This is a genomic window from Bradyrhizobium sp. USDA 10063 (assembly GCF_054063735.1).
This window is the reverse complement of the sequence record NZ_JBSSGP010000002.1, coordinates 5,520,492-5,544,281: the sequence shown is the minus strand read 5'-3', so window position 1 is coordinate 5,544,281 and position 23,790 is coordinate 5,520,492. Positions and strand designations below refer to the sequence as shown.

Sequence of the window (23,790 nt, the reverse complement as noted above, 5' to 3'; positions counted from 1 at the left end):
GTGTTGCCTCTCAATGCTGGGTTCAATCGGTCGGGACGAACCCCGTTGCCTGCACGATCGCCTTCCACCGGTCGGATTCGGATGCGATCAGCCTGGCGAAATCTCCCATGGCGATCGCCTCGGGCTCGACGGCCAGCTTTGCCATGCCAACCCTGACCTCGTCGGCGCGCAAGGCCGCCTGGATCGCGGCATTGAGCTTGTCGACGATCGACACCGGCGTCTTCGCCGGAACGAAGAACGCAAACCATGTGAGATCCTCGAGCGACGGATATCCGGCTTCCCGCACCGTCGGTACCGCCGGAACAAACAGGCAGCGGCGCGGCCCGGTCGTCGCCAGCGCACGAAGATCTCCAGATTGGACGAGTCCGAGCGAGCTGCCGATCGGCATGACGGCCGCTGCAATCACGCCCTTGACTACATCGTAAATCGCGCCAATGCCCTGGTAGGGCACGTGAAGAAATTCGAAGCCCGCGCTTTGGCCCAGCATCATGCCGAGAAAATGCAGCGTGGTTCCGATGCCCGGCGTGCCATAGGTAGCAAGTTGCGGATTGGCGCGGCACCAAATGACAAAGTCTGCAAGCGTCTTGATCTCAGGGGGCACCTTCGGCCCGACGGTCAAAAAGGCGGGGGCCGAGGCGACGGTCGACACCGGTGTAAAATCGCGCGGCTGGTATCTCAGCGTCTTATAGATGTGCGGAAACAGCATCATGAAGCCGAGCGGCGCGAACAATATGACCGATCCGTCGGCGTCGGCGCTCTTCACCGCCTCCACCGCGATACGCCCGGCTGCGCCTGGCCGGCTCTCGACCACGATGGTTGCCGCATAGTCGCCCATCTGGTCGGCCAGGAGCCGCGCCAGCGCGTCGAGCAGCCCCGGCGTGGTGGTCGTCAGGATGTGCGCGGTTCTAGCGAGCGGCTGCGCGAGCGCCCGCGGCGCGCCATATGTGGCGGAGAACACCATACCGGCCGATGCGGTCAACACGTCACGACGCGTGATCATCACCTGTCTCCCTGACCCCCGGCTCGACGCTTCCGCCCGGGTTCTACTTTCGGATGTAGCACGTCGGGAGCCGGCAGGCTTGGCCGCCGGCTTACTTTTTCCTTAGCGGAAGCTTATTCTCAAGCAGACGGATTTCAACGATCGACCGCAGTTGCGGGGAAGTGGCTTGCGCTATTTCTTTGACAATTTTTCACTCGATACCGACCGACGCGAGCTTTGTCGCGGGCCGGAGGTCGTCGCCATCGCGCCGCAGGTGTTCGACCTGCTCGGCTATCTGATCGGCAACCGCGAGCGCGTCGTCAGCAAGGACGATCTGATCAGCGCCATCTGGCAGGGTCGCGCCGTCTCGGACGTCGCTCTGACCACGCGCCTCAATGCGGTGCGGAAGGCGATCGGCGATTCCGGAGACGAGCAGCGCCTCATCAAGACGTTTCCGCGCAAGGGCGTCCGCTTCGTCGCGGCGGTGCGCGAAGCGCCGACGACAGCAACGGTCACCAGTTCGCCGAGCCCCGCCGCAGGCAAGCCGTCGCTCGTGGTGCTGCCCTTTGCCAATCTGAGCCCCGATCCCGCGCAGGATTATTTCGTCGACGGCGTGACCGAAAGCCTGACCACGGATCTGTCGCGGATGGCCGGCATCTTCGTGATCGGCCGCAACACCGCCTTCACCTATAAGGGAAAGCACGTCGATCTGAAGCAGGTCGGCCGCGAACTCGGCGTTCGCTACGTGCTCGAGGGCTCGGTGCAGCGGGCTGGAAGCCGGATGCGCATCAACGTCCAGCTCATCGATGCCGAAACCGGCAACCATTTGTGGGGCGAACGTTTCGACAAACAGGTCGCCGACCTCTTCGACATGCAGGACGAGATCGGTGCTCGTCTTGCCAATCAACTGGGAACCGAGTTGGTCACGGTGGAGGCACGGCGCGCCGCGCGGGCGCCGCATCCGGATTCGATGGACCTGTATTTCCAGGGCATGGCGTATCTGAATCGCGGAACGGATCCCGCAAGCCTGTCGCACGCGTGCCCGTTCTTCGAACAAGCCCTCCGCCTGGACGCCGCGAACGTCGAAGCCATGGTGGGCATGGCCGACGTCGAGACCATGCGGGCTACCTCCATGCTGATCGACCGGACGGCGGCCCTGCGGGTGGTCGAAGCGTCCTTGGCCAGGATACTTGCTCACACGCCCAATCACGCGAGGGCGCATTGCCTGATGGGCGTCGTCCAGATTTTCACAAAACGCGCCGCCCAGGGCATTGCCGAATGTGAGCGGGCGTTGACGCTGAATCGGAATCTGGCCACCGCCCATGCATGGATCGGACTTGGCAAGTGCAATCTGGGTCGGGCCGAGGAGACTGAAGCCCACATCATGGAAGCATTCCGGCTCTCTCCCCGCGACAACAAAGCCTCTTCTTGGATGAATACCGCAGGCGTCGCGCAGTCATATCTCGGGGCCGATGAGGTCGCCGTTCACTGGTTCAAGCGATCAATCGAGACCAACCGGAACATTGCCCCGTTCGTGCATTTCTATCTCGCTGCGGCGCTGGCCCATCTCGGGTGCATCGAGGACGCACGGACGTCGGTGCTGGCGGGGCTTGCCCTCGACCCTAATTTCAGCCTGGTCCAATTCCACGTCAGTTCGCCGACGGACCATCCGACCTGCCTCGTGCAGCGGGCGCGGATCGCCCATGGCTTGCGTAAGGCGGGACTTCCCCAGAAGTGAATGGCGAGCAGGCAGTCGAGGCCGGAGGGATCGATCTCGCGAACTTCTGCTGATAGCCTAACGCGGACCTCCGCGCGCCCTGATCTGCGACGCGGGGATCATGAGTACACGTCCTAGCACGCTGCCGTTTGGTTGAAGCTAAAGCGCGACCTGCCGCAGCATTGCGGCGACGACCAGTCGGTGAAAGGGCAGGATGATCGCAAGGTAGGCCCGGCCAAGCCAGTTATGCGTCCGCACCAGCGTGGTGGTGGTGACGTCCTGGCCGCCAGCGCGAGAGGTGACATCCACCACCACCCGGAAATCGAGATGGCTGTCGTTGAAGCCCGCCACCAGCCGTTCCGGCGTCTCGCTGAGAACCGGAAAGATTCCGACCATGCCATGGGATGCCTTGTCGCCTTCGCCCGATGTCTTCAGGCCAAGCGGCGCGACGATCAAATTGCGCAAACGCAACAGCGCTTCGATCCAGCGCTGGCGTCGCGCAAACATCTTCTCGGCCGCTTTGCGCGCATCGAGTGCGGTGCCATCGACGGCGATGCGATAGGCGTCGATGAACTCCGCGCCTGCGAGCAGCGGGCCGGGATCGATGTCGGGCGTGACCTCGCGCGCTTTCATGACGGGGCCAATCTGCTGCTCAGCAGGCGGAAACGCAGGATGAGCAAAACGGCATAGGCTGCGGTTCCGGCCGATAGCCCGATCCAGATGCCGACTGCGCCGAGCGTGGTCGCGAACCCAAGCAGGCATGCGGAGGTGAATCCGATCAGCCAATAGCTGATCGTGGCAAACAGCAGCGGCAGGCGTGTATCGTTCATGCCGCGCAGCGCGCCAGCCGCCACCGTCTGCACGCCATCGGCGATGAAGAAAGTCGAGCCGACCAGGAGCAGCGAGGCGGTCAACTGCGCAGTGGCTTCGGCGGCTTCGCCGAGGAAGATTTCAGCGATCGCGTATCGTCCGAGCATGACGAGGAGCGTCATCCCTGACATGAAGGCGATGCCGAGGGCGGTTGCAACGAGCCCCGCGCGTTTGACGGCGGGCGCATCGGCGCGCCCGATCGCGTGGCCGACGCGGACGGTTGCCGCCATGCCGATGCCGAACGGCACCATGAACAGGATGGCCGCGATCTGCAGCGCGATCTGATGCGCGGCCAGCGCAGCCGTCGAGATCAGGCCCATCAGGAGCCCTGCGGCGCCGAACAGGCCATATTCCAGCAGGAACGAGACCGAGATCGGCGCCCCGACAATGACGAGTTGCCGCATCAAGGGCCAGTCGACGAGCCAGACGCGGCCGAGCACCTGGTATTTCCGGAATGGCCGGCGGCGGTAGGCGAACCACAGACCAGCGAGGAAGGTCCCGAGATTGACGATCGAGGTCGCAACGCCGGCGCCGAACAGCCCGAGCGGCGGCAATCCCCAAGCACCATAGAAAGAAACGCCATAGAGCAGGAGATAAACCAGCAATGCATTGGCCGGGATCGCTGCGAGCGTGATCCACAGGATCGGCTCAGGACGGTTGACCGCGCTCATGAAGCCGCGGATCGCAATGAACCACAGCGCCGGCAGCATGCCCCAGGCGAGGCCAAACAGATATTGCTGCGCGAGCTGCGCGGCGGTGGCGGCCTGGCCGAGTGCCAGCAGGATCTGTTCGCCGCGGAACGGCAGCGCCATCAGCGGCAGCGTGATGAACAGCGCGGCCCACAGCCCGACGCGAAGCGAGCGCCGTACCATGCGCGGATCGCGCGCGCCAAAGGCTTGCGCCGCCAACGGGGCGACCGCGGACATCAGGCCCATGCCGAAGGTGAAGCTGACGAAGTAGACCGTTCCGGCCAATGCCGCAGCGGCGACGGCCTCGTCGCCGAATCGGCCGATGAAGGCGAGGTCGGTCGTCATCATCGCGATCTGGCCGAGCTGCGTCAGCGCCATCGGCACCGCAAGGCGCAGGGTCTCAGTGAGCTCGTCGAGCAAACGGTCGCGAGGCGCACGCGCGGCCACGCGTGGCGCCATCGAAGCGCGTTCGATGTTCTCGGTTGAGGTCATGAGGCCGGAATAGCACAGCAGCAAGCCGAAAAGGTGACGGAAAAGCCGTCGCCCGGGCTGCGGCTTCACCTCTCCCGCTTGCGGGGGAGGCATAGGCCGCCTTGGCGGCCGTTCTTAAGTACGCCGAAGCGAAGCTTCGGCTATGGCGTAGCGCCGGGTGGGGGCTCTATCCCCACGCAAGGACAGCGTGAATCGTGGCGATACCCCCACCCCAGCCCTCCCCCGCAAGCGGGAGAGGGAGCACAGAATCCGTCGCGGATGCGAGTTGCGCTTTAATTGCCCGGCCGCAATGGCAGGCCTTTGGCATCGGTCGGAACCGAGCTGGTCTCGAAATTGCCGATCGACTGCCTGATCGCGCTGATTTCACGCTGCTGGGCCTCGATGAAGCCGTCGGCGATCTGCCCGACTTTGGGATCACGGACATGCGCCCGCTCGCTGGTCAGAAGCACTGCCGAATGGTGCGGGATCACGACCGGGATGCCTGCGACGCCGCCCGGGCTTTCGTTGCCATGCGCGAGCCAGAGCGCAATCGTCAGCGCAGCGACCGCTGCTGCGGCAATGGTGAGATTGGCGGCGTCGCCGCCGGTGATCTGGAGAAAGCTTGGCAGACGAACGCGCATGGCCGCACCTGCCTATGGGGGAACTGGCAGTGCAACGGCCAGATCAGCCGATTGTTCCAGTTACCGCACGCGTTCGGGCACGCGGGTGATCCTGGCGCCGAGCGCGTTCAGCCGCTCCTCGATCCGCTCGTAGCCGCGCTCGATCTGGTCGGCATTGTTGATGGTGGAGGTGCCCTCGGCGCAGACGGCCGCAAGCAGCATCGCCATGCCGGCACGGATATCGGGGGAGGTCATCGGCGCGCCGCGCAGCCGGCTGGGACCGGCAACGATGGCGCGATGCGGGTCGCACAACACGATGCGTCCGCCCATCGCGATCAGCTTATCGACGAAGAACATCCGAGATTCGAACATTTTTTCGAACATCAGGATGACGCCGTCGCACTGGGTCGCGGTGACGATCGCGATCGACATCAAATCGGCGGGGAAAGCCGGCCAGGGCTGGTCCTCCAGTTTCGGCACATGACCGCCGAAATCATCATGGATCTTCATGGTCTGGCCTGAGGGCACGACGAGGTCGTCGCCCTCGACGCCGCAGACGATGCCGAGCCGCTCGAAACCCATCCGGATCGAGCGCAGATGCTCGACGCCGGCGCGCGCGATACGGAGCGGCGAGCGTGTCACCGCGGCAAGCCCGATCAGCGAGCCGACCTCGATGTGGTCGGGTTGGATCGCATAGCGGGCGCCGCCGAGCGTGGCAGGGCCGTGCACGATGATGGTATTGGTGCCGATGCCTTCGATCTTGGCGCCGAGCGCGACCAGGAAATTCGCGAGATCCTGCACATGCGGCTCGGACGCGGCATTGCGCAGGTAGGTGGTGCCGCGCGCCGCCACGGCAGCGACGAGCGCGTTCTCGGTCGCGGTGACGCTGGGCTCGTCGAGGAACACGTCGGCGCCCTTCAGGCGGGAGGCGCGGAACTCCAATCGGTGAGTCGCTGTAACGCTGGCCCCCAACTGCTCGAACGCAAGGAAATGCGTGTCGAGGCGGCGGCGGCCGATCACGTCGCCGCCGGGCGGCGGCAATGCGACCTCGCCGCAGCGGGCGAGCAAGGGTCCCGCGAGCAGGATCGAGGCGCGGATTCGCGCGCACAGTTCCGGATCGAGATCGGCGGCGCGGATTTCCTTGGCGTGGATTGCAAGTGTGTTGCGCTCGGTCCACTCCGCCGAGGCGCCGACGGAGCGGGCCAGCTCGACCAGCGTCTCGGTATCGCGGATCCTCGGCACGTTCGTCAGCGTGACCGGATGCTCGGTCAAGAGCGCCGCCGCGATGATCGGCAGCGCCGAATTCTTGTTGCCGGACGGCTCGATCGTGCCGGAGAGCCGGTGCCCGCCCTCGACGATGTACTGAATGGGCGCCACGGAGTCTGTCCCTCAAGGCAAAGCCAGATTCCGCTGGGAATTCCGCAGCGGAATCAATGTTGACCGAGGCGACATAACACAGAAAGCGGGCGGCAGAAAGTCGACCGAGGCATTGCAATTCCCCGGTTGAGGGGATCAGGTCGCTCGTCGGGCACCTGGCCGTAGCATCCTCAAAAGCACGTCGGTCCTGGCAACGAAATGCTGCCACAGCGCGCCGGCCGCGTGCAGGACCACGGCGATGATAATGATCGGCTTGGCAATCTCGTGCGCCTCGCCGATCGCGCCAATGCCGAGATACCAGGCGAGCGCGCCGGTCACCGGCATCAGGAAGATCGTTGCGTAGAGAATGAAATGCGTTGCGGCGGCGATCCATTTCTGGACGGCGCTCTCGCCCGCCGGCGCAGGCGGAGCCCCGTGTATCAGACGGATCGCAAGGCGCACCACCGCCAGGACCAGAATCGTGAATCCGACATAGATGTGAATGTCAGCTCTGAAGAGGTCGGAGGGTAAAGCTTCGGTGCCACGCCGCATGGCCCTGTAAGCCGGAACGATGTCCTCGCCGAAGATGAGCTGGAACACGACCAATACGGCGATTACCCAGTGAAGGAGAATCTGCGCGGCCGTATATCCGCGCGGCGGGTACTGCACCGTCATTGCTGCGCTCCATTGCGAAACTGCATACACAGTTACTGCTCGATCCGCCTGCCCGGCATTGACTCAGGTCAAGGGTCGCGCTGAGCGAGTTTTCCTGAATGAAGTCGCGGCGCGGCTCTGCCACATCGCTCATCAGCCTAGTACAGATGTCGTCGGCCTCGACGCGCCTCATCGCCATTGCCCCGGCCGTCACGCCGGGACTGTGGCTGCCTGTTCGATGAGCCCGCTTTCCTTCAGCTCCTGCCAGAATTCCGCAGGGATCCTGGCCTGCATCGAATTGTAGTCCTCGAGGATCTGCCGGTGGCTGCTCGCGCCCACGACCAATGCGACGACCACGTCAGGGGCTGATGAGAACTGCAACGCCGCGGTCCGCAGATCGACGCCGTGGCGGGCGGCCGCTGCGCGCAGGCGGTCACGTTTCTCGATATGGGCCGGCGAGATCTTGTAGTTGTTCGGCCCGTAATTGTAGCGCGGACTGCCGGAGATGAAGCCTGCGTTCAGCGCCGAGCCGATCACGAGCGGCACGTTCTTCTTCCGCACCGCCGGGAAAACCTGATTGACCGCGTTGGCATGATCGATCAGCGAATACTGCGAGGCGCACAGACAGACGTCGGGATCGGCAACGTCGATGACGCGCAGGATGGGCTCGGGACGATTCACGCCGATGCCCCACGCCCTGATGATGCCTTCCTCGCGCATGCGCGAGAGCGCCGGGAACGCGCCGCGTTCGGCGATCGCGAACTGCTCCTGCCATGATGTCGGGAAGTACGGAAAATCAGGCGAGATGTCGTGGACGAATGCGACGTCAAGGCTGTCGACGCCGAGCCGCTGCAGGCTGTCCTCGATCGAACGGCGAACGCCGTCGGCGGTGTAGTCGTAGGTGACGTCATTCGGCGAATCCGACAGCGGAAAGATGTCCGCATGCCGGTTGTTCTTCGACGCCTTGAACAGCTTGCCGACCTTGGACGACAGCACGTAGTCGCCGCGAGGCTTGTTGTGCAGGAAATGGCCGAAGCGGCGCTCGGACAGTCCGAAGCCATACCAGGGAGCCACGTCGAAATAACGTACGCCGGCGCTCCACGCTGCCTCGAGCGTCGCCTCGGCATCCTGGTCCGTGACCTTGTTGAACTCGTTGCCAAGCGGGACGCCGCCCAGTCCGAAGCGGAACTCCGGCTTGAAAAGTTGTGTGGCCCGATTTGCCTGTGCCATGCGATTGTCTCCATTGGTATTGGTGGCTGCTGTAACCAGTGACGGTGCCGCGAAGGCGCCGAGTGTTGCCGCGGCGACGGTGAGAAAATCCCTGCGACTGCCAGTTCGTTGCGTCATCACGTGTCTCCTTCGGTCATGCGGGGACGCTGAGAAGCGTGGCTTCATGCCCGGCGCCTCTTCCTTGAAGCTCCTTGAAGCTTGAGTATGGGTCGTAAAGCGGCGGCCACCAGGGTAGGTTCGTTGAGTGCAGCTCAACGAGACCTTGAGGGGCGTTCATGAAAACGTTCGACCGAAACATGTTGGCGGACTTGAACGTGTTCCTGACGATCGTCCGCCGCGGCAGCCTTGCCAAAGCCGGCATCGAGCTCGGCGTGAGCACGTCCGCCCTGAGCCATCGCCTGCGCAAGCTGGAGTCCGATCTCGGCGTCAGGCTATTGCATCGCTCCAGCCGCTCCATCAGGCCGACCGCGGCCGGCGCCTCCCTTGCCGCTGAACTGGAGACAGGATTTCGCACCATCCGCGATGCCCTGACCGGATTGGAGAACCATCGACGTGTCCCGGTGGGGCGGCTTCGCCTCAACGTTCTCCGCGACGCCGCGCGCCTCGTTCTTGGTCCTGTGCTGCCGGGTTACTGCAAGGAGTTTCCGGGCATGCAGCTCGACGTGACCGTCGAGGACCGCATGGTTGAGATCATCGCGGAGGGTTTTGACGCCGGCATCCGCTACGGCGATCGTGTGCCGCTCGACATGGTGGGGATCGCGCTGACGAAGCCGTTGAAATGGGTCGTGGTCGGCTCGCCCGAACTGATTGCGCGTGCCGGGCGTCCCGATGCTCCCGGCGATCTGTTGCAGCTTCCGTGCGTCGAGATGCGCGTCGGCGATAACCGCAACGTCCCCTGGGAATTGGGTAACGGCGATTCCATGATCCGGCTCGATGTCCGAGGGCCGGTATGCGCCAACGAGACCGAGCACGCGGTCGACATGGCGTTGCGCGGCGTGGGCTTCGTCTATTGCCTGCAACGGCGGGTCGAAGCGGAGGTCGCATCCGGCGCGCTGGAAATCCTGCTGCCGGAATGGGCCTCGGAAGGCCCGCCCTTCACTATCTACTATCCGAGCCGCCGACAGTCGCCGCCCGGCCTGCGCCAGCTCATCGATCTCACGCGCAAATCCGAAAAGCTGCCGCCATTGGCGACAGACGCCGGCTAGGAGACGAGGCTGCTTCGGCAGCACGAGCGGTGTGGCGTGGGCGCCGCGCGCGTAAATGGCCGTCGTCCTGGCGATGTCGTCGCCACAGAAATTCCGTATATCCGGTCTTTACAGTGGTGGCCCGATACTGATGGCCCTGTCAGGGCATTCTCAACATCAGAGCACACTCTCTGTGGCGGGGTGCAGCAGCAAGTTTGAGCGCAATCGCGGTTGACGTGGTGCCTGCAGCGAGCTCTTCGCGCGAAAGGCGAAGCCGGCACGCGGATGGCAAACGGAACGTCGTTGGTTGCGGCAGCCCGGATGCGATCCAGACCAGGCCCACGCTTCCGTCAAACAAAGGGCCGTAGATGGGAACCGACCTTGGGGACGGATCGCTCGGAGGACCAAAGAGCGAAGCACGATCGCTGTCATGGACCGACGACCCCGGGGCCGCACCGTCTTTGTCCTCGCAGGCGACGCCGTGGCTGACTGCTGCCGAGCCACGCACGGGCAAATTTCCGCTCGGCCTCACCGTAGCGCTGTTCGCGCTCGCCTTTCTGTTGCCGGCCTGGCCGTGGCTGTCCGGGCACGTCACGATTCCCTGGGACGCCAAGTCGCAATTCCTGCCGCCGTTGCAATTCCTTGCCACCTCGCTGGCAAACGGGCAGTCGCCGTTCTGGACGCCCAACGTGTTCGCGGGCTGGCCGCTCATCTCCGATCCGCAGTCGCTGATCTTCTCGCCGCTGCATTTTCTGCTCGCCTATTTCGATCCGAAACCAGGCTTTCGTGCGGTGGACGGCCTGACCTTCGTCTATCTGCTGCTCGGTGGCGTCGCCATCATTCTGTATTTCCGGGATCGCGGCTGGCACGCGACGGGTGCGCTCGTCGCGGCGCTCGCCTTCGCCTTCGGCGGCTCGGCAAATTCACGACTGCAGCATACCGGCCAGATCATCAGCCTGGTCTATCTGCCGTTGACGCTCTGGATGCTGTCGCGCGCGCTTGAGCGCTCATCGTGGCGCGCCGGCCTGGTGGCAGGTGTGTTCGGCGGGCTGCTCGCCTCAGGTCGGGATCAGGTTGCGCTGATCTCGCTCTACGTTCTCACCGGCTTCGTCGTGTACCACTGGATCGACGGCGACGATTGGCGCAAGCGCATGCGCGCGAGCCTCAAGCCGCTTGCGGCCTGCTGCCTGGTCGGCCTCCTCATCGCCGCTGTTCCGGTCACGCTGACGGCTCTGCTCGCCGAGCGCTCGAACCGGCCCGAGATCGGCTGGATGCTCGCCGGTCAGGGATCGCTGCATCCCGCGCATCTCCTGACCCTCGCCTTTGCCGATCTGTACGGTGCGATGGATCCGGCCATCGATTACTGGGGGCCGGCAACGTCGTACTGGAAGACGACGCTCGGTGGTGCCGATCTGTCGCTCGCGCAGAACATGGGACTGATCTATGCAGGTGCCTTGCTGCTCGTCGTCATCGTCTCGTTCGGCCTTGTGCGCCGCCTCGCCTGGTCGCGCGACATCCGATTCTTCTCGATCGCTGCCGGCGGCGTCCTGCTCTACGCGCTCGGCTGGTACACGCCGGTCTTCCATGCGATGTATGAATGGTTGCCGGGCGTGATGCTGTACCGGCGCCCCGCAGATGCGACCTTCGTCATCGGGGCACTACTCGCCATCATCGCAGGCTATCTCGTGCATCGCTGGCTCGAAGGCACGGTGCCGCAACCTACCAGGTTGCAGCGGGCGGTCGAACTGGCTGTGCCGGTTGTGCTCGTTGTGGTGGCGTTGTGGCTCGCCCACACGGTCGTGTCCATTGCGTTGGTAGTCGTACCTGTCGTCACCGCGCTCGCCTTCACCGGCGGCGCGGTCGCCGCGCTGACTCTTGCGCGTCGGCTGAACGGTGTCTCGCCTCTTGCCGGCATGCTGCTGCTCACCTCGTTTTCGGTCGTCGACCTCGCCTGGAACAATGCGCCGCACGTTTCGACCGCGATGGCGCCCTCGACGTTCGATGCGGCGCGCCTCGACAGCAGGAATGCGACGTTGGCGCTCTTGAAATCGAAGCTTGCCGCTGCTTCAGCGCCTGACCGTCGCGATCGCGTCGAACTGATCGGCATCGCCTATCATTGGCCGAATCTGTGCATGATCCACGGCTGCGACCACGTGTTCGGACACAATCCGCTCCGCCTCAAATGGTTCTACGACGCCACCCGTGTAGGCGATACGGTCGTGGACTACGACCAGCGCCGGTTCTCGCCGCTGTTTCCGTCCTATCGCTCGGCCTTCGCCGATTTGTTCGGCCTGCGCTTCGTCGCCGTCGGCGTGCCGGTCGAGAGGGTTGACCCATCGCTTGCCCCCGGCGACCTCACGCTCGTCGCGCGCACCCCGGACGCCTATGTCTACGAGAATCCCCGCGCGCTGCCGCGGGTGATGGTGGTCAACGACTGGCGCATCGCGGATTTCGATCAGGTTCTCGCCAAGGGCTGGCCGGCGGACATCGATCCGCGCCGCACCGTCCTGCTCAAACGCGAACCCGTGCTGCCGCGCGCAAGCGCAGCCGGCGCGGCGCCGGGCACGGCACGCCTCTCCCGCTATGAGAATACGGAAATCGACGTCGATGTCGACGCGCCGTCAGGCGGCCTGCTGCTCCTCAACGACGTCTGGCATCCCTGGTGGCGTGCAACGGTGGACGGCAAGCCGCGCGAGATCCTGAAGGCCAACGTCATCTTCCGCGCCGTCGCGCTTCCGCCGGGACATCACACGGTACGCTTCTCGTTCCATCCATTCGCAGGAGCCTTCGCCGAACTCGTGGGCCGTTTCCGCCACGCGCATTGACTGGACTTTGCCTTAACAGGCTCGTCGCGGCGTGAAATTCCCTGATGCTTGATCCCTTCATTCCCGCTTATTGGCAATGCCAGGGTACACCGGGATTTCTGTTTTATTCCCGCGAGCCATCCGGAGTCTGTCGTCGACAGCGACTTCGCACGGCAGCTAAACTTCCCAGCAAAGAACAATATTTTGGGGAGAGAAATGATGAGCCCAAGATTCGTGCTGGCACTGGCCGCCCTTCTGCTGGCGGGCTCCTCGTCAGTTGCGCAGGACTACCCCTCGCGGCCGGTCCGGATCATCGTTCCGTTCGGCGCCGGCGGGCCCGCCGATGTCACTGCCCGTCAGATCGGCAACATCCTGCAGGAAAATTTTGGTCAGCCTTTTGTGGTCGAGAACCGCACCGGCGCCGGGGGCGTGATCGGCACGCAGGAGGCCGCCATGGCGTCGCCCGATGGTTACACGCTGTTGATGATGTCGAACACGCAAACCGCCAACGAATCGCTGGTCCCGCAGCGCAAATATGAGCTGATGCGCGATCTTGCCCCGATCGCTCCGGTCAACTACTCCGACCTCGTGATCGTCGTGCACCCTTCCGTCGCGGCGAAGACGCTGCAGGAATTCATCGCGCTTGCTAAAGCCCAGCCGGGAAAATTGAACTACGCCTCCTCCGGCCAGGGCACGCCGTACCACATGGCGGGCGAATTGTTCAAAGCGATGGCCGGGATCGACGTCGTGCATGTGCCCTACCGCAACAGCGGCGAGGCGCGAAGCGGTGTGATCGGGGGCCAGGTGCAGATGATGATCGACGCCGTGCCCGCGATGGCGCCCAATGTCAGGGAAAACCAGGTGCGGGCGCTGGCAACGACCGGCCAGGCGCGCTCGGCCGTCTTGCCTGAGATACCGACCGTGATCGAGGCCGGCATTTCCGGCTATGAGGCCACGATTTGGCTCGGATTGATGGCGCCGGCCGGCACGCCAAAGGCCGTCATCGACAAGCTCAATGCCGCGGTGAACGTCGCAGTGAAGCGGCCAGACATCGTAAAACTCTGGGAGTCGCAGGGGGCAGTTCCGATGTCGATGTCGCCGGAAGAATTCGACAAATTCCTGCGCGCCGATATTGTGAAATGGGCCGCCGTGGTCAAGAAGTTCGAGAAGACGCAGTAGCTCACCTGAGCCGATCCACCATGCCGCACGTTCGATTTCGCCTTAATGGCGTCGAGATGGATGTAGACGCCGATCCTGATCGTTCGCTGCTCGACATCCTGCGCGGCCAGCTCGGCATGATCGGGCCGCATTTCGGCTGTGGTGCCGGAGAGTGCGGCGCCTGCAATGTCATTGTCGGCGATCGCGCCATGAGTTCCTGCGATATGCCGCTGTGGTCGGTGGCAGATAAGGACATCACGACGCCGGAGGGATTAGGGAGCGCCGACGCACCGCATCCGCTGCAGCGCGCTTTCATCGCGGAACAGGCGTTGCAATGCGGCTACTGCGTTTCGGGCATTCTCATGAGCGCCGCGGCGTTGTTGAAGCGGAATCCAGCTCCTTCCAGGGACGAGGTGAAGGAGGCGCTGGACCGCAACCTCTGCCGCTGCGGGTCGCACAACCGGATGATACGGGCGGTGCTGCGCGCAGCAGCGGAAATGGCGGCGCCATGAGCCGGCCTGCGCCCTCCGCGTCCGCGGCAGCGCTGCCGGTCAGCCTTGCGGCTAACCCAAGATTGTCATCCTGGCTGGAATTCTCGGCCGAAGGACAGGTGACGGTCTCGCCGGGGAAGGTGGAAATCGGACAGGGCATTGTTACTGCGCTCGCGCAAATCGCCGCCGATGAACTTGACATCGATATCGCGCGCATCCGAATGGTTCGCGCTTCGACCGCGGCAAGCCCGAACGAGGGCGTCACCTCCGGCAGTCTTTCGATCCAGCAATCGGGCCGCGCGCTGCGATACGTCTGTGCGGAAGTCCGACAAATCTTTCTCGAGGTTGCCGCCGATCGCCTCGGTGTCGAGAAGACCTCCCTTTCGGTTGAGGATGGCACCATCTCCGGTCCCGGCAATGTCAGGACGAGCTATTGGGAACTCGCCGGCGCTGTCGAGCTTGAGCGAGACGCGACACCGGGGATCGTGCCGAAACTGGCAACCGAGCGCCGCTTGGCGGGAGATTCCGTCCACAGGATCGATATTCCCGACAAGGTCTTTGCGCGGCCACGCTTCATTCAGGACTGGAGCCTGCCGGCCACGCTGCACGGCCGTGTGCTGCGGCCGGAAAATTCGCGCGCCAGGCTGATTGAGCTGAATGAAGATGGTGCGCGCGCCGTCGCAGGCCTGGTTGCGATCGTGCGCGACGGCAGTTTCGCTGGGGTCGTCAGCGAAACGGAAAATGGCGCGGAGGCTGCGCTCAATGCGCTGCGCAAAGGCGCGACATGGTCTGAGGGCGAGATATTGCCTGACGAGAACGGCCTGGCCGCGTTCCTGAAGAGCCAACCGCTGGAATCGCTTGTGATCGACACGAGGGCGACTTCAACGCGAAGCGACGGCAAGCGCACAATCCGGCGGCAATATACCCGTCCCTACATTGCCCACGCTTCGATCGCGCCATCTTGCGCGATGGCGCAATGGAGTGGCGACAAGGTCCGTGTCTGGACTCACAGCCAGGGGGTCTATCTTCTGCGCACGGACCTCGCGCTGCTGCTCAAGCTCCCGGCCGAGAACATCACGGTCGAGCATCTCGAAGGCGCCGGCTGCTACGGCCACAACGGAGCTGACGACGTCGCCCTCGATGCCGTATTGTTGGCGAAGGTCGCCGGTGGCCGGCCAGTACGGGTGCAATGGTCGCGCGCGGACGAGCTGTCGCATGCACCGTTCGGTGCGGCCATGGCGATCGAGATTGCAGCCGATCTCGACGCTGGGGGTGAGGTCCTCCACTGGCATCATCAGGTCTGGAGCAACGGCCATGCGGCACGACCGGGGCGCGCGGCGCAGCCGGCGCTGCTTGCCGGGTTCGAGCTGGAAAATCCGTTCCCGCGGATGATTTCGACCAATCCGCCGCAGGCCAATGGTGGCGGCGCCGACCGCAATGCCGTTCCGCTGTATGATTTCCCCTCATGGCAGATCGAGAGTCACCGTCTGCTGACGATGCCGGTGCGCACCTCGGCGCTACGCACGCTGGGCGCCCAGGGCAACGTGTTTGCCATCGAGTCCTTTCTCGACGAGCTCGCCGCCGAGCGCGGCGAGGATCCGGTCGCGTTCCGGCTGCGCCTTTTGAGCGACGACCGCGCCAGAGACGTCATCCGCGCCGCTGCCGAACGCGCGAAATGGAAGCCGGCGCAGCGACCCGGCATCGGTCATGGCGTCGGCTTTGCTCGCTACAAGAATATGGGTGCGTACTGCGCTGCCGTGGCCGAAGTCGAGGGCGACAAGGACATTCGCGTCAGAAAGCTGACACTCGCAGTCGATGTCGGGGAGGCGATCAATCCCGATGGAATCATCAACCAGATCGAGGGCGGCGCCATCCAGGCTACGAGCTGGGTGCTGAAGGAGCGCGTCCGCTTCGACCGGCAACGCATCACCAGCACCACATGGTCGGACTACCCGATCCTGCGCTTCAGCGAGGTGCCGGAGGTCGAGGTCGAACTCATCCAGCGCCCGGAATTGGATCCTGTTGGTGCGGGCGAAGCCGCGCATGGTCCGGTGACCGCAGCGATCGCCAACGCGGTTTTTGATGGCCTCGGCGTGCGGATACGCGATCTTCCCATTACGCGCGAGCGGTTGATCGCCGCGATGGAATTGACGTCATGAACAAGTTGCACGTTTTGAGCGGCGGGGCGGCGCAGGGACTCGTCAAGAACCTTGCACCAGCCTTCACGGCGGCTACGGGCTTGCAGATCGAGGGCGAATTTGGCGCGGTCGGGGCCATGGCGGACAAGCTGCGCAAAGGCGCCGCTGCCGATGTCATCATCTTCACATCGGCACTCGTCGCGACACTTGCAGCGGAGAAGCTGGTCTCGTCGGCCTCCGTCAGAGATATCGGCCTGGTCGAGACCGCGCTTGCGGTCCGCGCAGGAGATCCGCCGGTCGCCGCGAAGGATGCAGCAAGCCTGCGCGAGGCGCTGCGGGCAGCGGATGCGATCTTCGTCCCGGACACCAAGGCATCGACCGCGGGAATTCACGTCGCGAAAGTCCTGGAGCAGCTCGGCATTGCCAGGGAGGTAGAGCAACGCTTGCGCATCTTTCCGAATGGGGCAACCGCCATGCGTCACCTCGCCGAGTCGGACGCGCGGCGGCCGATCGGTTGCACACAGTCGACTGAGATCATTGCGACCAACGGAGTCGTCCTGTCCGGTTCGTTACCCCCAGGGTGCGCTCTGGCGACCCTGTACACGGGCGCCGTCACGACGCGCACTTCGGCCGCGCCGGCGGCAGAACGGCTGATCGATCTTTTGACGGCGGCCCAGGCCGGAGAGGCAAGAGGCCGCGCGGGCTTCGTTCCTTCGCGGTCCATGTAGAGGCGATTCGAGCAGCCCAATCGGAAACGGGGTTGATACCTCAACTGTCGGCGTCGCGGCGCGCTCTTAGGAAAGACCCGAGAACGCTGTCGCTCGGATTTGCTCGTCGGTCACCGATCGACGGCGCATCAGGTCGAGATGGGCGCGCCGATACATCTCTTGCTCTGTGCCCGTCAGACTTGGCCGCAGCGGACCTGCCAGCACTCACATGGCGGAAGCACAATTTGTAGGTGCACCCGAGCAAATCCACCTTGGCGCGTTCCAGGTCATATACTAATATATTAATTGATCGGGAGACCCTCATGTCCACCACGAGGAAGGCCGAGACCATCATCCGTGCCGCCGGCAATCGCCGCAGCGGTCGGCCGCGAACAGCGACGGCGTCGGCGCGGATCTATACGGATCTGCGCGCCGAACTGGTGTCGCTGCAGCGACGCCCCGGCGAGGCGATCTCGGAAGCGGAAATCGCGCTCTCCTATGGCGTGAGCCGGACGCCCGTCCGCGAGGCTATCCTGAAATTGTCGGACGAGGGCCTTGTGGAGATATTTCCGCAATCCGGCATCTTCGTCTCGCGCATTCCAATCGCCGCGCTGCCCGAGGCGATCACCATCCGCAAGGCGCTCGAGGAAACCACCGCCCGATTGGCGGCCGAGCGCGCCACCTCAAGCCAGATCCTGAATTTGCTTTCTATCTTGGAGCGCCAGCGCGAAGCGAGCGCCGCCGGCGATCGCGAAGCGTTCCATCAAGCGGACGAACTGTTCCACGCAACCATCGCCGAGGTCGCGCGATATCCGGGCATCTGGAAGCTGATCCTGCAGGTGAAGGTCCACGTGGATCGCTATCGCCGCCTGACGCTGCCGCAACCTGGGCGAATGGGTCAGGTGATCGCGGAGCATGAAGGCGTCATGACTGCGATCGAGGATCACGATCCGCCCGCTGCGGGAATGGCCATGGCCAGGCATCTCGAAAGGCTGCTCGTCGATATCTCCGTCACTCAAAATATCAACCCGGAGTTCTTCGACGCGCGAACCTGAGGTTGAAGATCAAAACGACAATAACAATACATCGGGAGGATCAGATGAAACGCCGCGACTTCATCAAGCTGAGCGCCGGGTTCGGGGCGGCTTTCGTTATCCGGCAATCGCCCGCGCAGGCCCAGACAAAAACAGTCCTCAAGGCAGCGGACGTTCATCCGCTGGGCTATCCGACGGTCGAAGCCATGGTTCGGATGGGCAAGAAGCTGGAAGCCGCCACCAATGGAAGGCTGTCGATCCAGATGTTCCCGTCCATGCAACTTGGCGGCGAAAAGGAAATGATCGAGCAGGCCCAACTCGGCGCGCTGCAGATCGCTCGTATTTCGGTCGGGGCCGTCGGCCCGGTCGTGGATGACGTCAACGTCTTCAACCTGCCTTTCATATTCCGGAACTCCAGGCATATGGAGAAGGTGATCGATGGCGAGATCGGCGATGAGCTGCTTGCGAAGATTTCGGCGAACGACAAGGCTGGTCTGATTGGGCTGTGCTGGATGAACGCCGGCTCGCGCAATATCTACAACAACAAGCGGCCGGTCCGAACGTTGGCCGATCTGAAGGGTCTCAAGGTCCGCATGATCGGCAATCCGCTGTTCGTCGACACCATGAACGCACTTGGCGGCAACGGAGTCGCGCTCGGCTTCGATCAGGTCTTCAGCGCGATGCAGACCGGCGTGGTCGATGGCGCGGAAAACAATTCGCCCTCGTTCGTGGCGCAGAACCACTACCAGGTTGCCAAATACTTCACGATGACCGAGCACCTGATCATTCCGGAAATCGTCGTGTTCTCGCGCGTGTCGTGGCAGAAGCTGTCGCCGGAGGATCAGGCGCTGATCAAGAAGCTGTCCAAGGACATGCAGGCCGAGCAGCGGGGGCTTTGGTACGAGGCGGAAAACGCGGCCATCGCCAAGATGAAGGCGGCCGGGACCGAAATCATCACCGATATCGACAAGAAGCCATTCCAGGACGCCGTAAAGCCGGTCTGGGACAAGTATGGCGCAAAGTACGCCGCAACGATCAAGCGGATCGAAGCGGTCCAATAGCACCCGCTGCAACGGGCGAATGGCCGAACCGCGTCCGCTCCCCAGACACCGGATTTGCCGGAGCGATTTGAATCGCTGCTAAATCTTGCGAGGTCCAAATGTCTGACGAGCAACGGACCGAAGCTTATTGGACCGGCCTGTTCCGGCGGTTCGTGAATGCCGTCTACTGGACGGGAGCGGTGATTGCCTGTGTGGCGCTCGTGCTCGTCTCCTCCGTCATTCCGTGGGCAGTCTATACCCGATATGTCCTGAACAGCGCTTCGTCATGGCCTGAGCCCATGGCCGTGCTGCTGACGGTCGGCATCACCTTCATCGGTTCAGCCAACTGCTATCGTCAGCGCATTCACATGAACATGACGGTGGGTACCGATCTGCTGCCGCCGTTGTTGCGCCGCGCCTCGCTCTTGTTGAGTGAATTGTTGATGGGCGTGATTGCGCTGTTCATGTTCGTGTGGGGATTGAAGCTCGTTCAGACCACCTGGGGCAATTCGGTGGACGAGTTTCCATGGCTGTCGGTCGGGGTCACCTACCTTCCGATCGTAGTCAGCGGAGCGATGCTGTTCCTGTTCGTCGTCGAGCGCCTGACCATCGGTCCGCCACCGCGTGACGGCAGCGATGCTCACGTTCCGGTCGAGTGAATTCCCATGGATATCGCCATTCTTCTTCTCAGCATGTGCTTCTTCTTCGCCATCGGCATGCCGATCGCCTATGCGATGGCGCTGTCGTCGCTCGTCGGCGCGCTCTGGATCGACCTGCCCGTCGGGGCAGTCATGCAACAGCTTGCCAGCGGCGTCGGCAAGGTCTCGATGCTGACGATCCCGTTTTTTGTGTTGGCGGGCGCCATTATGGCCGAAGGCGGTATGGCCAGACGGCTGGTCGATTTTGCTGCGGTGCTGGTCGGATTCACGCGCTTGCGGGGCGGCCTTTCGCAGATCAACATCCTCGCGACTACAATCATGAGCGGCATTTCGGGATCGTCGGTGGCCGACACGTCAGCGATCGGCTCGGTTATGATTCCAGAGATGGCTGCGAAAGGTTATCCGCGGGTGTTCGCGACCAACGTGACCATCAGCGCTTCGCTTCAAGCCATCATCGTCCCGCCAAGCCATAACTCCGTGATCTATTCGCTGGCGACGGGTGGGGTGGTCTCGATTACCAGCCTGTTTCTCGCCGGCGTGATTCCGGGGCTGCTGCTCGGCTTTTCGCTGATGCTGCTTTGCCTGTTCTACGCGTATCGAGACAAGCATCCAAAGGGCGAGCCCGTGCCGATCCGCCAGGCGATCAGAGTGCTCGTCGACGCGCTGTGGGGGATCGTGACACTGGCGATCGTGCTGGGCGGCATCCTCTCCGGGATATTTACACCGATCGAGGCCGGCGCGGTCGCCTGCGTCTGGGCGTTCTTCGTCACCATGTTCGTCTACCGCGACTACAAATGGTCGGATCTGCCTGTGCTGATCTATCGGACGCTGCAGACGGTTGCCATGGTGCTCACCCTCGTCGCGACAGCATCGTGCTTCGGCTATGTCGCTGCCTTGATGCAGATGCCCGCGAAAATGACGGAGTTCTTTGTTGCGATATCGAGCAACAAATACATGCTGCTGATGTGGTTGAACATCATGCTGCTGGTCCTTGGAACGGCACTCGATCTGGCGCCGCTGTTGCTGATCTGCACGCCAATCCTGTTGCCGGTCGTGAAGAGCTTCGGCATAGATCCGGTACATTTCGGCATCGTGATGCTGCTCAACCTCGGCATCGGGCTGCTGACGCCTCCAGTCGGGACCACCCTGTTCGTTGGCTGCGCCATCGGCAAGGTTTCAGTCGACGAGGTGATGCGCGGTATCTGGCCGTTCTATTTTGTGATGTTCACGGTGCTGATGATCGTGACCTACGTGCCCTGGCTGTCTCTGGCATTGCCGAGGATGTTCGGCTTCTAGAGCACGATCCGGAAAAAGTGGAAACCGGTTTTCCGAAAAGATCATGCTCAAGCAAAGAGATTTAGAGCAAGACCATATAGACCCCCCGCGCTTCGCCTCAGATGTCGATGGTGGCGCTGAGCGAGTTTTCCTGGATGAAGTCGCGGCGCGGTTCGACGACGTCGCCCATCAGCTTGGTGAAGATGTCGTCGGCCTCGTCGACCTCCTTGACCTTCACCTGCAACAGCGAGCGCGCCTCGGTATCCAGCGTAGTCTCCCAGAGCTGCTCCGGGTTCATTTCGCCAAGGCCTTTGTAGCGTTGCAGGGATAGGCCCTTGCGGGCCGCATCCGTTACAGCGTCGAACAGGCCGACCGGGCCGTGGATGGTTTGCTCGGCGTCCTTGCGACGCAGCTTACCCGCCCGTGCGTAGATATCCTGCAGCTTCGGCGCGTATTCGTCGAGCTTGCGGGCATCCACCGAGCCGAGGAATGCGTCGTCGATGATCGCAACGTCCTTGACCCCGCGTACGGTGCGCTCGAACTGGAAGCCCTGGCCTTCGACGAAGTGGCCAATCCAGCCACGCTCGACTTCTTCAGCCACCGCGTCCAGCCGCTTGGCGATGTAGTCGGCTGCCTCATTGGCGGCGTTGATATCGCGGGTGATCCTCGGGTTCAGGACGCCCGCGATCGCAGCCTGCTCGATCACCGCGCGATTATAGCGGCTGTGCAGATTACGGAGCACGGCGCGGATGACGCGAGCGTCATCGATCAACGTTCGCAGATCGCGACCCGAGCGTTCCCCGCCGGTTCCAGGCGTGAACACGCAATCGTCGAGCCCCGCCTCGATCAGATAATCCTCCAGCGCGCGCTCGTCCTTAAGATACTGCTCGGACTTGCCGCGCGTGACCTTGTAGAGCGGCGGCTGGGCGATATAGAGGTAGCCGCCGTCGATGATGTCGCGCATCTGGCGATAGAAGAAGGTCAGCAGCAGCGTGCGGATATGGGCGCCGTCGACGTCGGCGTCCGTCATCACGATGATCTTGTGATAGCGCAACTTGTCGATCGCGAAGTCGTCGCTGATGCCCGTGCCGAGCGCCGTGATCAGCGTGCCGATCTGCTCAGAGGACAGCATCTTGTCGGGACGGACGCGCTCGACATTGAGGATCTTGCCGCGTAGCGGCAGCACCGCCTGGAATTCGCGGTTGCGGCCCTGCTTGGCGCTGCCGCCTGCCGAGTCGCCCTCGACGATGAAGAGTTCCGACTTGGCGGGATCCTTCTCCTGGCAATCGGCCAGTTTTCCCGGCAGCGAGGACACCGCGAGCGGATTCTTGCGGGTCAGTTCGCGCGCCTTGCGCGCGGCCTCGCGGGCGGCCGCGGCCTGGATCACCTTGCCGACGATGACTTTCGCCTCGCTGGGATGTTCCTCGAACCAGGCCGCCAGAGCCTCGTTGATGACGTTCTCGACAACAGGGCGCACTTCCGAGGACACCAGCTTGTCCTTGGTCTGCGACGAAAACTTCGGGTCCGGCACTTTCACCGAGAGCACCGCGGTCAGGCCCTCGCGGCAGTCGTCGCCGGTCAGGGTGATCTTTTCCTTTTTCGCATTGGCGTCGGCATAGCCGTTGACCTGGCGCGTCAGCGCGCCGCGGAAGCCGGCCAGATGGGTGCCGCCGTCGCGCTGCGGGATGTTGTTGGTGAAGCACAGCACGTTCTCGTGGTAGCTGTCGTTCCACCACAACGCGGCTTCGACCCCGATGCCGTTCATCTCCGAACGGACCATGATCGGGTTGGCGACGATCGCCTTCTTGTTGCGGTCGAGATATTTGACGAATTCCTCGACGCCGCCGACATAGTGCAACTCCTCGCGCTTCTCGACCGCATGTCGCATGTCCGAGAGCAGGATGTTGACGCCGGAATTGAGGAAGGCGAGCTCGCGCAGGCGGTGCTCCAGCGTCGCGAAATCGTATTCGATGTTCTTGAAGGTCTCGGTGGAGGCCAGGAAAGTGACCTCGGTGCCGCGCTTGCCGTTGGCGTCGCCGACCACCTTCAGGGGAGCGATGGAATCGCCGTGGGCGAATTCCACATAGTGCTCCTTGCCGTCGCGCCAGACGCGGAGCTTCAATGTGCTCGACAGCGCGTTGACGACGGAAACGCCGACGCCATGCAGGCCGCCCGAAACCTTGTAGGAGTTCTGGTCGAATTTGCCGCCGGCATGGAGCTGGGTCATGATGACCTCGGCCGCGGAGATGCCTTCGCCCTTGTGGATGTCGACGGGAATGCCGCGGCCGTCGTCGCGCACGGTGACGGAATTGTCGGGATTGAGCACGACTTCGACGCGCGTTGCATAGCCCGCCAGCGCTTCGTCGATCGCGTTGTCGACGACCTCATAGACCATGTGATGCAGGCCGGAGCCGTCATCGGTATCGCCGATATACATGCCCGGCCGCTTGCGCACGGCATCGAGGCCCTTCAAGACCCGGATCGATTCCGCACCATATTCCACGGGAATGGGATGCTGGCTTTCGGCAGGGGTCTGCCGGGCTGGTTCTGTCATGTGAAGCCTTGAGATGTCCCGAATCAGCGGCGCAAAACTGAGGGCTGATTACACTATTTGTGCCACGAAAGATGCATCGCGCCTAGCGCAAAGTCTGTCTCCGCAAGCTGTTGAATAAATAGTATTTTTCTGCCTTCTTTCAAGGCGTTTCAAGCCCGTT

General features: G+C 63.2%; 19 protein-coding genes. 11 read left to right on the top strand and 8 right to left on the bottom strand.

Annotated features, from left to right (window positions below):
• Positions 1 to 22 precede the first annotated feature (22 nt).
• A complete protein-coding gene (locus ACVJGD_RS28370) occupies positions 23 to 1,000 on the bottom strand; it encodes a Bug family tripartite tricarboxylate transporter substrate binding protein (protein WP_456637327.1) in 978 nt (325 codons plus the stop codon).
• Positions 1,001 to 1,166: 166 nt separating this feature from the next.
• Between ACVJGD_RS28370 and ACVJGD_RS28365 the strand changes: the two genes are divergently transcribed.
• Positions 1,167 to 2,717 carry a winged helix-turn-helix domain-containing protein gene (locus ACVJGD_RS28365; RefSeq protein WP_456637326.1) on the top strand — a complete coding sequence of 517 codons (1,551 nt, stop codon included), beginning with the start codon at positions 1,167 to 1,169 and terminating at the stop codon, positions 2,715 to 2,717.
• A 138-nt stretch (positions 2,718 to 2,855) separates the two neighbouring features.
• Here the strand turns inward: ACVJGD_RS28365 and ACVJGD_RS28360 are convergent, their stop codons facing one another.
• From ACVJGD_RS28360 to ACVJGD_RS28335, 6 genes are all read right to left on the bottom strand, one after another.
• Positions 2,856 to 3,329, bottom strand: coding sequence for a DUF2867 domain-containing protein (locus ACVJGD_RS28360; protein ID WP_456637325.1), 474 nt, complete (start codon positions 3,327 to 3,329; stop codon positions 2,856 to 2,858).
• The gene (locus ACVJGD_RS28355; protein ID WP_456640402.1) at positions 3,326 to 4,714 is read right to left on the bottom strand and encodes an MATE family efflux transporter; all 1,389 of its coding nucleotides are present in this window, start codon (positions 4,712 to 4,714) and stop codon (positions 3,326 to 3,328) included. The genes ACVJGD_RS28360 and ACVJGD_RS28355 overlap by 4 nt, the downstream gene beginning before the upstream one ends.
• Before the next feature lie 305 nt (positions 4,715 to 5,019).
• A complete protein-coding gene (locus ACVJGD_RS28350) occupies positions 5,020 to 5,367 on the bottom strand; it encodes a DUF305 domain-containing protein (RefSeq protein ID WP_456637324.1) in 348 nt (115 codons plus the stop codon).
• Between the two features lie 60 nt (positions 5,368 to 5,427).
• Complete coding sequence (gene murA / locus ACVJGD_RS28345; RefSeq protein WP_456637323.1) at positions 5,428 to 6,723, bottom strand: UDP-N-acetylglucosamine 1-carboxyvinyltransferase; 1,296 nt, start codon at positions 6,721 to 6,723, stop codon at positions 5,428 to 5,430.
• Between the two features lie 135 nt (positions 6,724 to 6,858).
• Positions 6,859 to 7,377 (bottom strand): cytochrome b, encoded by a 519-nt coding sequence (locus ACVJGD_RS28340; RefSeq protein WP_456637322.1) that lies wholly within the window; start codon positions 7,375 to 7,377, stop codon positions 6,859 to 6,861.
• Positions 7,378 to 7,566: 189 nt separating this feature from the next.
• Positions 7,567 to 8,703, bottom strand: coding sequence for an aldo/keto reductase (locus ACVJGD_RS28335; RefSeq protein ID WP_456637321.1), 1,137 nt, complete (start codon positions 8,701 to 8,703; stop codon positions 7,567 to 7,569).
• 158 nt (positions 8,704 to 8,861) lie between these two features.
• Here ACVJGD_RS28335 and ACVJGD_RS28330 point away from each other — a divergent pair, with 158 nt between their 5' ends.
• The 10 genes from ACVJGD_RS28330 to ACVJGD_RS28285 all read left to right on the top strand — a co-directional run bounded on the left by ACVJGD_RS28330 (position 8,862) and on the right by ACVJGD_RS28285 (position 21,097).
• Positions 8,862 to 9,791 (top strand): LysR family transcriptional regulator, encoded by a 930-nt coding sequence (locus ACVJGD_RS28330; protein WP_456637320.1) that lies wholly within the window; start codon positions 8,862 to 8,864, stop codon positions 9,789 to 9,791.
• Between the two features lie 347 nt (positions 9,792 to 10,138).
• Positions 10,139 to 12,595 (top strand): hypothetical protein, encoded by a 2,457-nt coding sequence (locus ACVJGD_RS28325; protein ID WP_456637319.1) that lies wholly within the window; start codon positions 10,139 to 10,141, stop codon positions 12,593 to 12,595.
• Positions 12,596 to 12,790: 195 nt separating this feature from the next.
• Positions 12,791 to 13,753, top strand: coding sequence for a tripartite tricarboxylate transporter substrate binding protein (locus ACVJGD_RS28320; protein ID WP_456637318.1), 963 nt, complete (start codon positions 12,791 to 12,793; stop codon positions 13,751 to 13,753).
• A gap of 20 nt (positions 13,754 to 13,773) precedes the next feature.
• Positions 13,774 to 14,244 carry a (2Fe-2S)-binding protein gene (locus ACVJGD_RS28315; RefSeq protein WP_456637317.1) on the top strand — a complete coding sequence of 157 codons (471 nt, stop codon included), beginning with the start codon at positions 13,774 to 13,776 and terminating at the stop codon, positions 14,242 to 14,244.
• Positions 14,241 to 16,382: a molybdopterin cofactor-binding domain-containing protein gene (locus ACVJGD_RS28310; protein ID WP_456637316.1), complete on the top strand. Its 2,142-nt coding sequence runs from the start codon at positions 14,241 to 14,243 to the stop codon at positions 16,380 to 16,382. The genes ACVJGD_RS28315 and ACVJGD_RS28310 overlap by 4 nt, the downstream gene beginning before the upstream one ends.
• Complete coding sequence (locus tag ACVJGD_RS28305) at positions 16,379 to 17,089, top strand: molybdate ABC transporter substrate-binding protein (protein ID WP_456637315.1); 711 nt, start codon at positions 16,379 to 16,381, stop codon at positions 17,087 to 17,089. The genes ACVJGD_RS28310 and ACVJGD_RS28305 overlap by 4 nt, the downstream gene beginning before the upstream one ends.
• Before the next feature lie 302 nt (positions 17,090 to 17,391).
• On the top strand, positions 17,392 to 18,123 hold the full coding sequence (locus ACVJGD_RS28300; protein WP_456637314.1) for a GntR family transcriptional regulator: 732 nt from the start codon (positions 17,392 to 17,394) through the stop codon (positions 18,121 to 18,123).
• A gap of 44 nt (positions 18,124 to 18,167) precedes the next feature.
• On the top strand, positions 18,168 to 19,163 hold the full coding sequence (locus tag ACVJGD_RS28295) for a TRAP transporter substrate-binding protein (protein WP_456637313.1): 996 nt from the start codon (positions 18,168 to 18,170) through the stop codon (positions 19,161 to 19,163).
• 98 nt (positions 19,164 to 19,261) lie between these two features.
• Positions 19,262 to 19,801 carry a TRAP transporter small permease gene (locus tag ACVJGD_RS28290; RefSeq protein ID WP_456637312.1) on the top strand — a complete coding sequence of 180 codons (540 nt, stop codon included), beginning with the start codon at positions 19,262 to 19,264 and terminating at the stop codon, positions 19,799 to 19,801.
• A 6-nt stretch (positions 19,802 to 19,807) separates the two neighbouring features.
• Positions 19,808 to 21,097: a TRAP transporter large permease gene (locus ACVJGD_RS28285; protein WP_456637311.1), complete on the top strand. Its 1,290-nt coding sequence runs from the start codon at positions 19,808 to 19,810 to the stop codon at positions 21,095 to 21,097.
• Between the two features lie 97 nt (positions 21,098 to 21,194).
• Here the strand turns inward: ACVJGD_RS28285 and gyrB are convergent, their stop codons facing one another.
• Positions 21,195 to 23,630: a DNA topoisomerase (ATP-hydrolyzing) subunit B gene (gyrB, locus tag ACVJGD_RS28280; RefSeq protein ID WP_456637310.1), complete on the bottom strand. Its 2,436-nt coding sequence runs from the start codon at positions 23,628 to 23,630 to the stop codon at positions 21,195 to 21,197.
• Positions 23,631 to 23,790 lie beyond the last annotated feature (160 nt).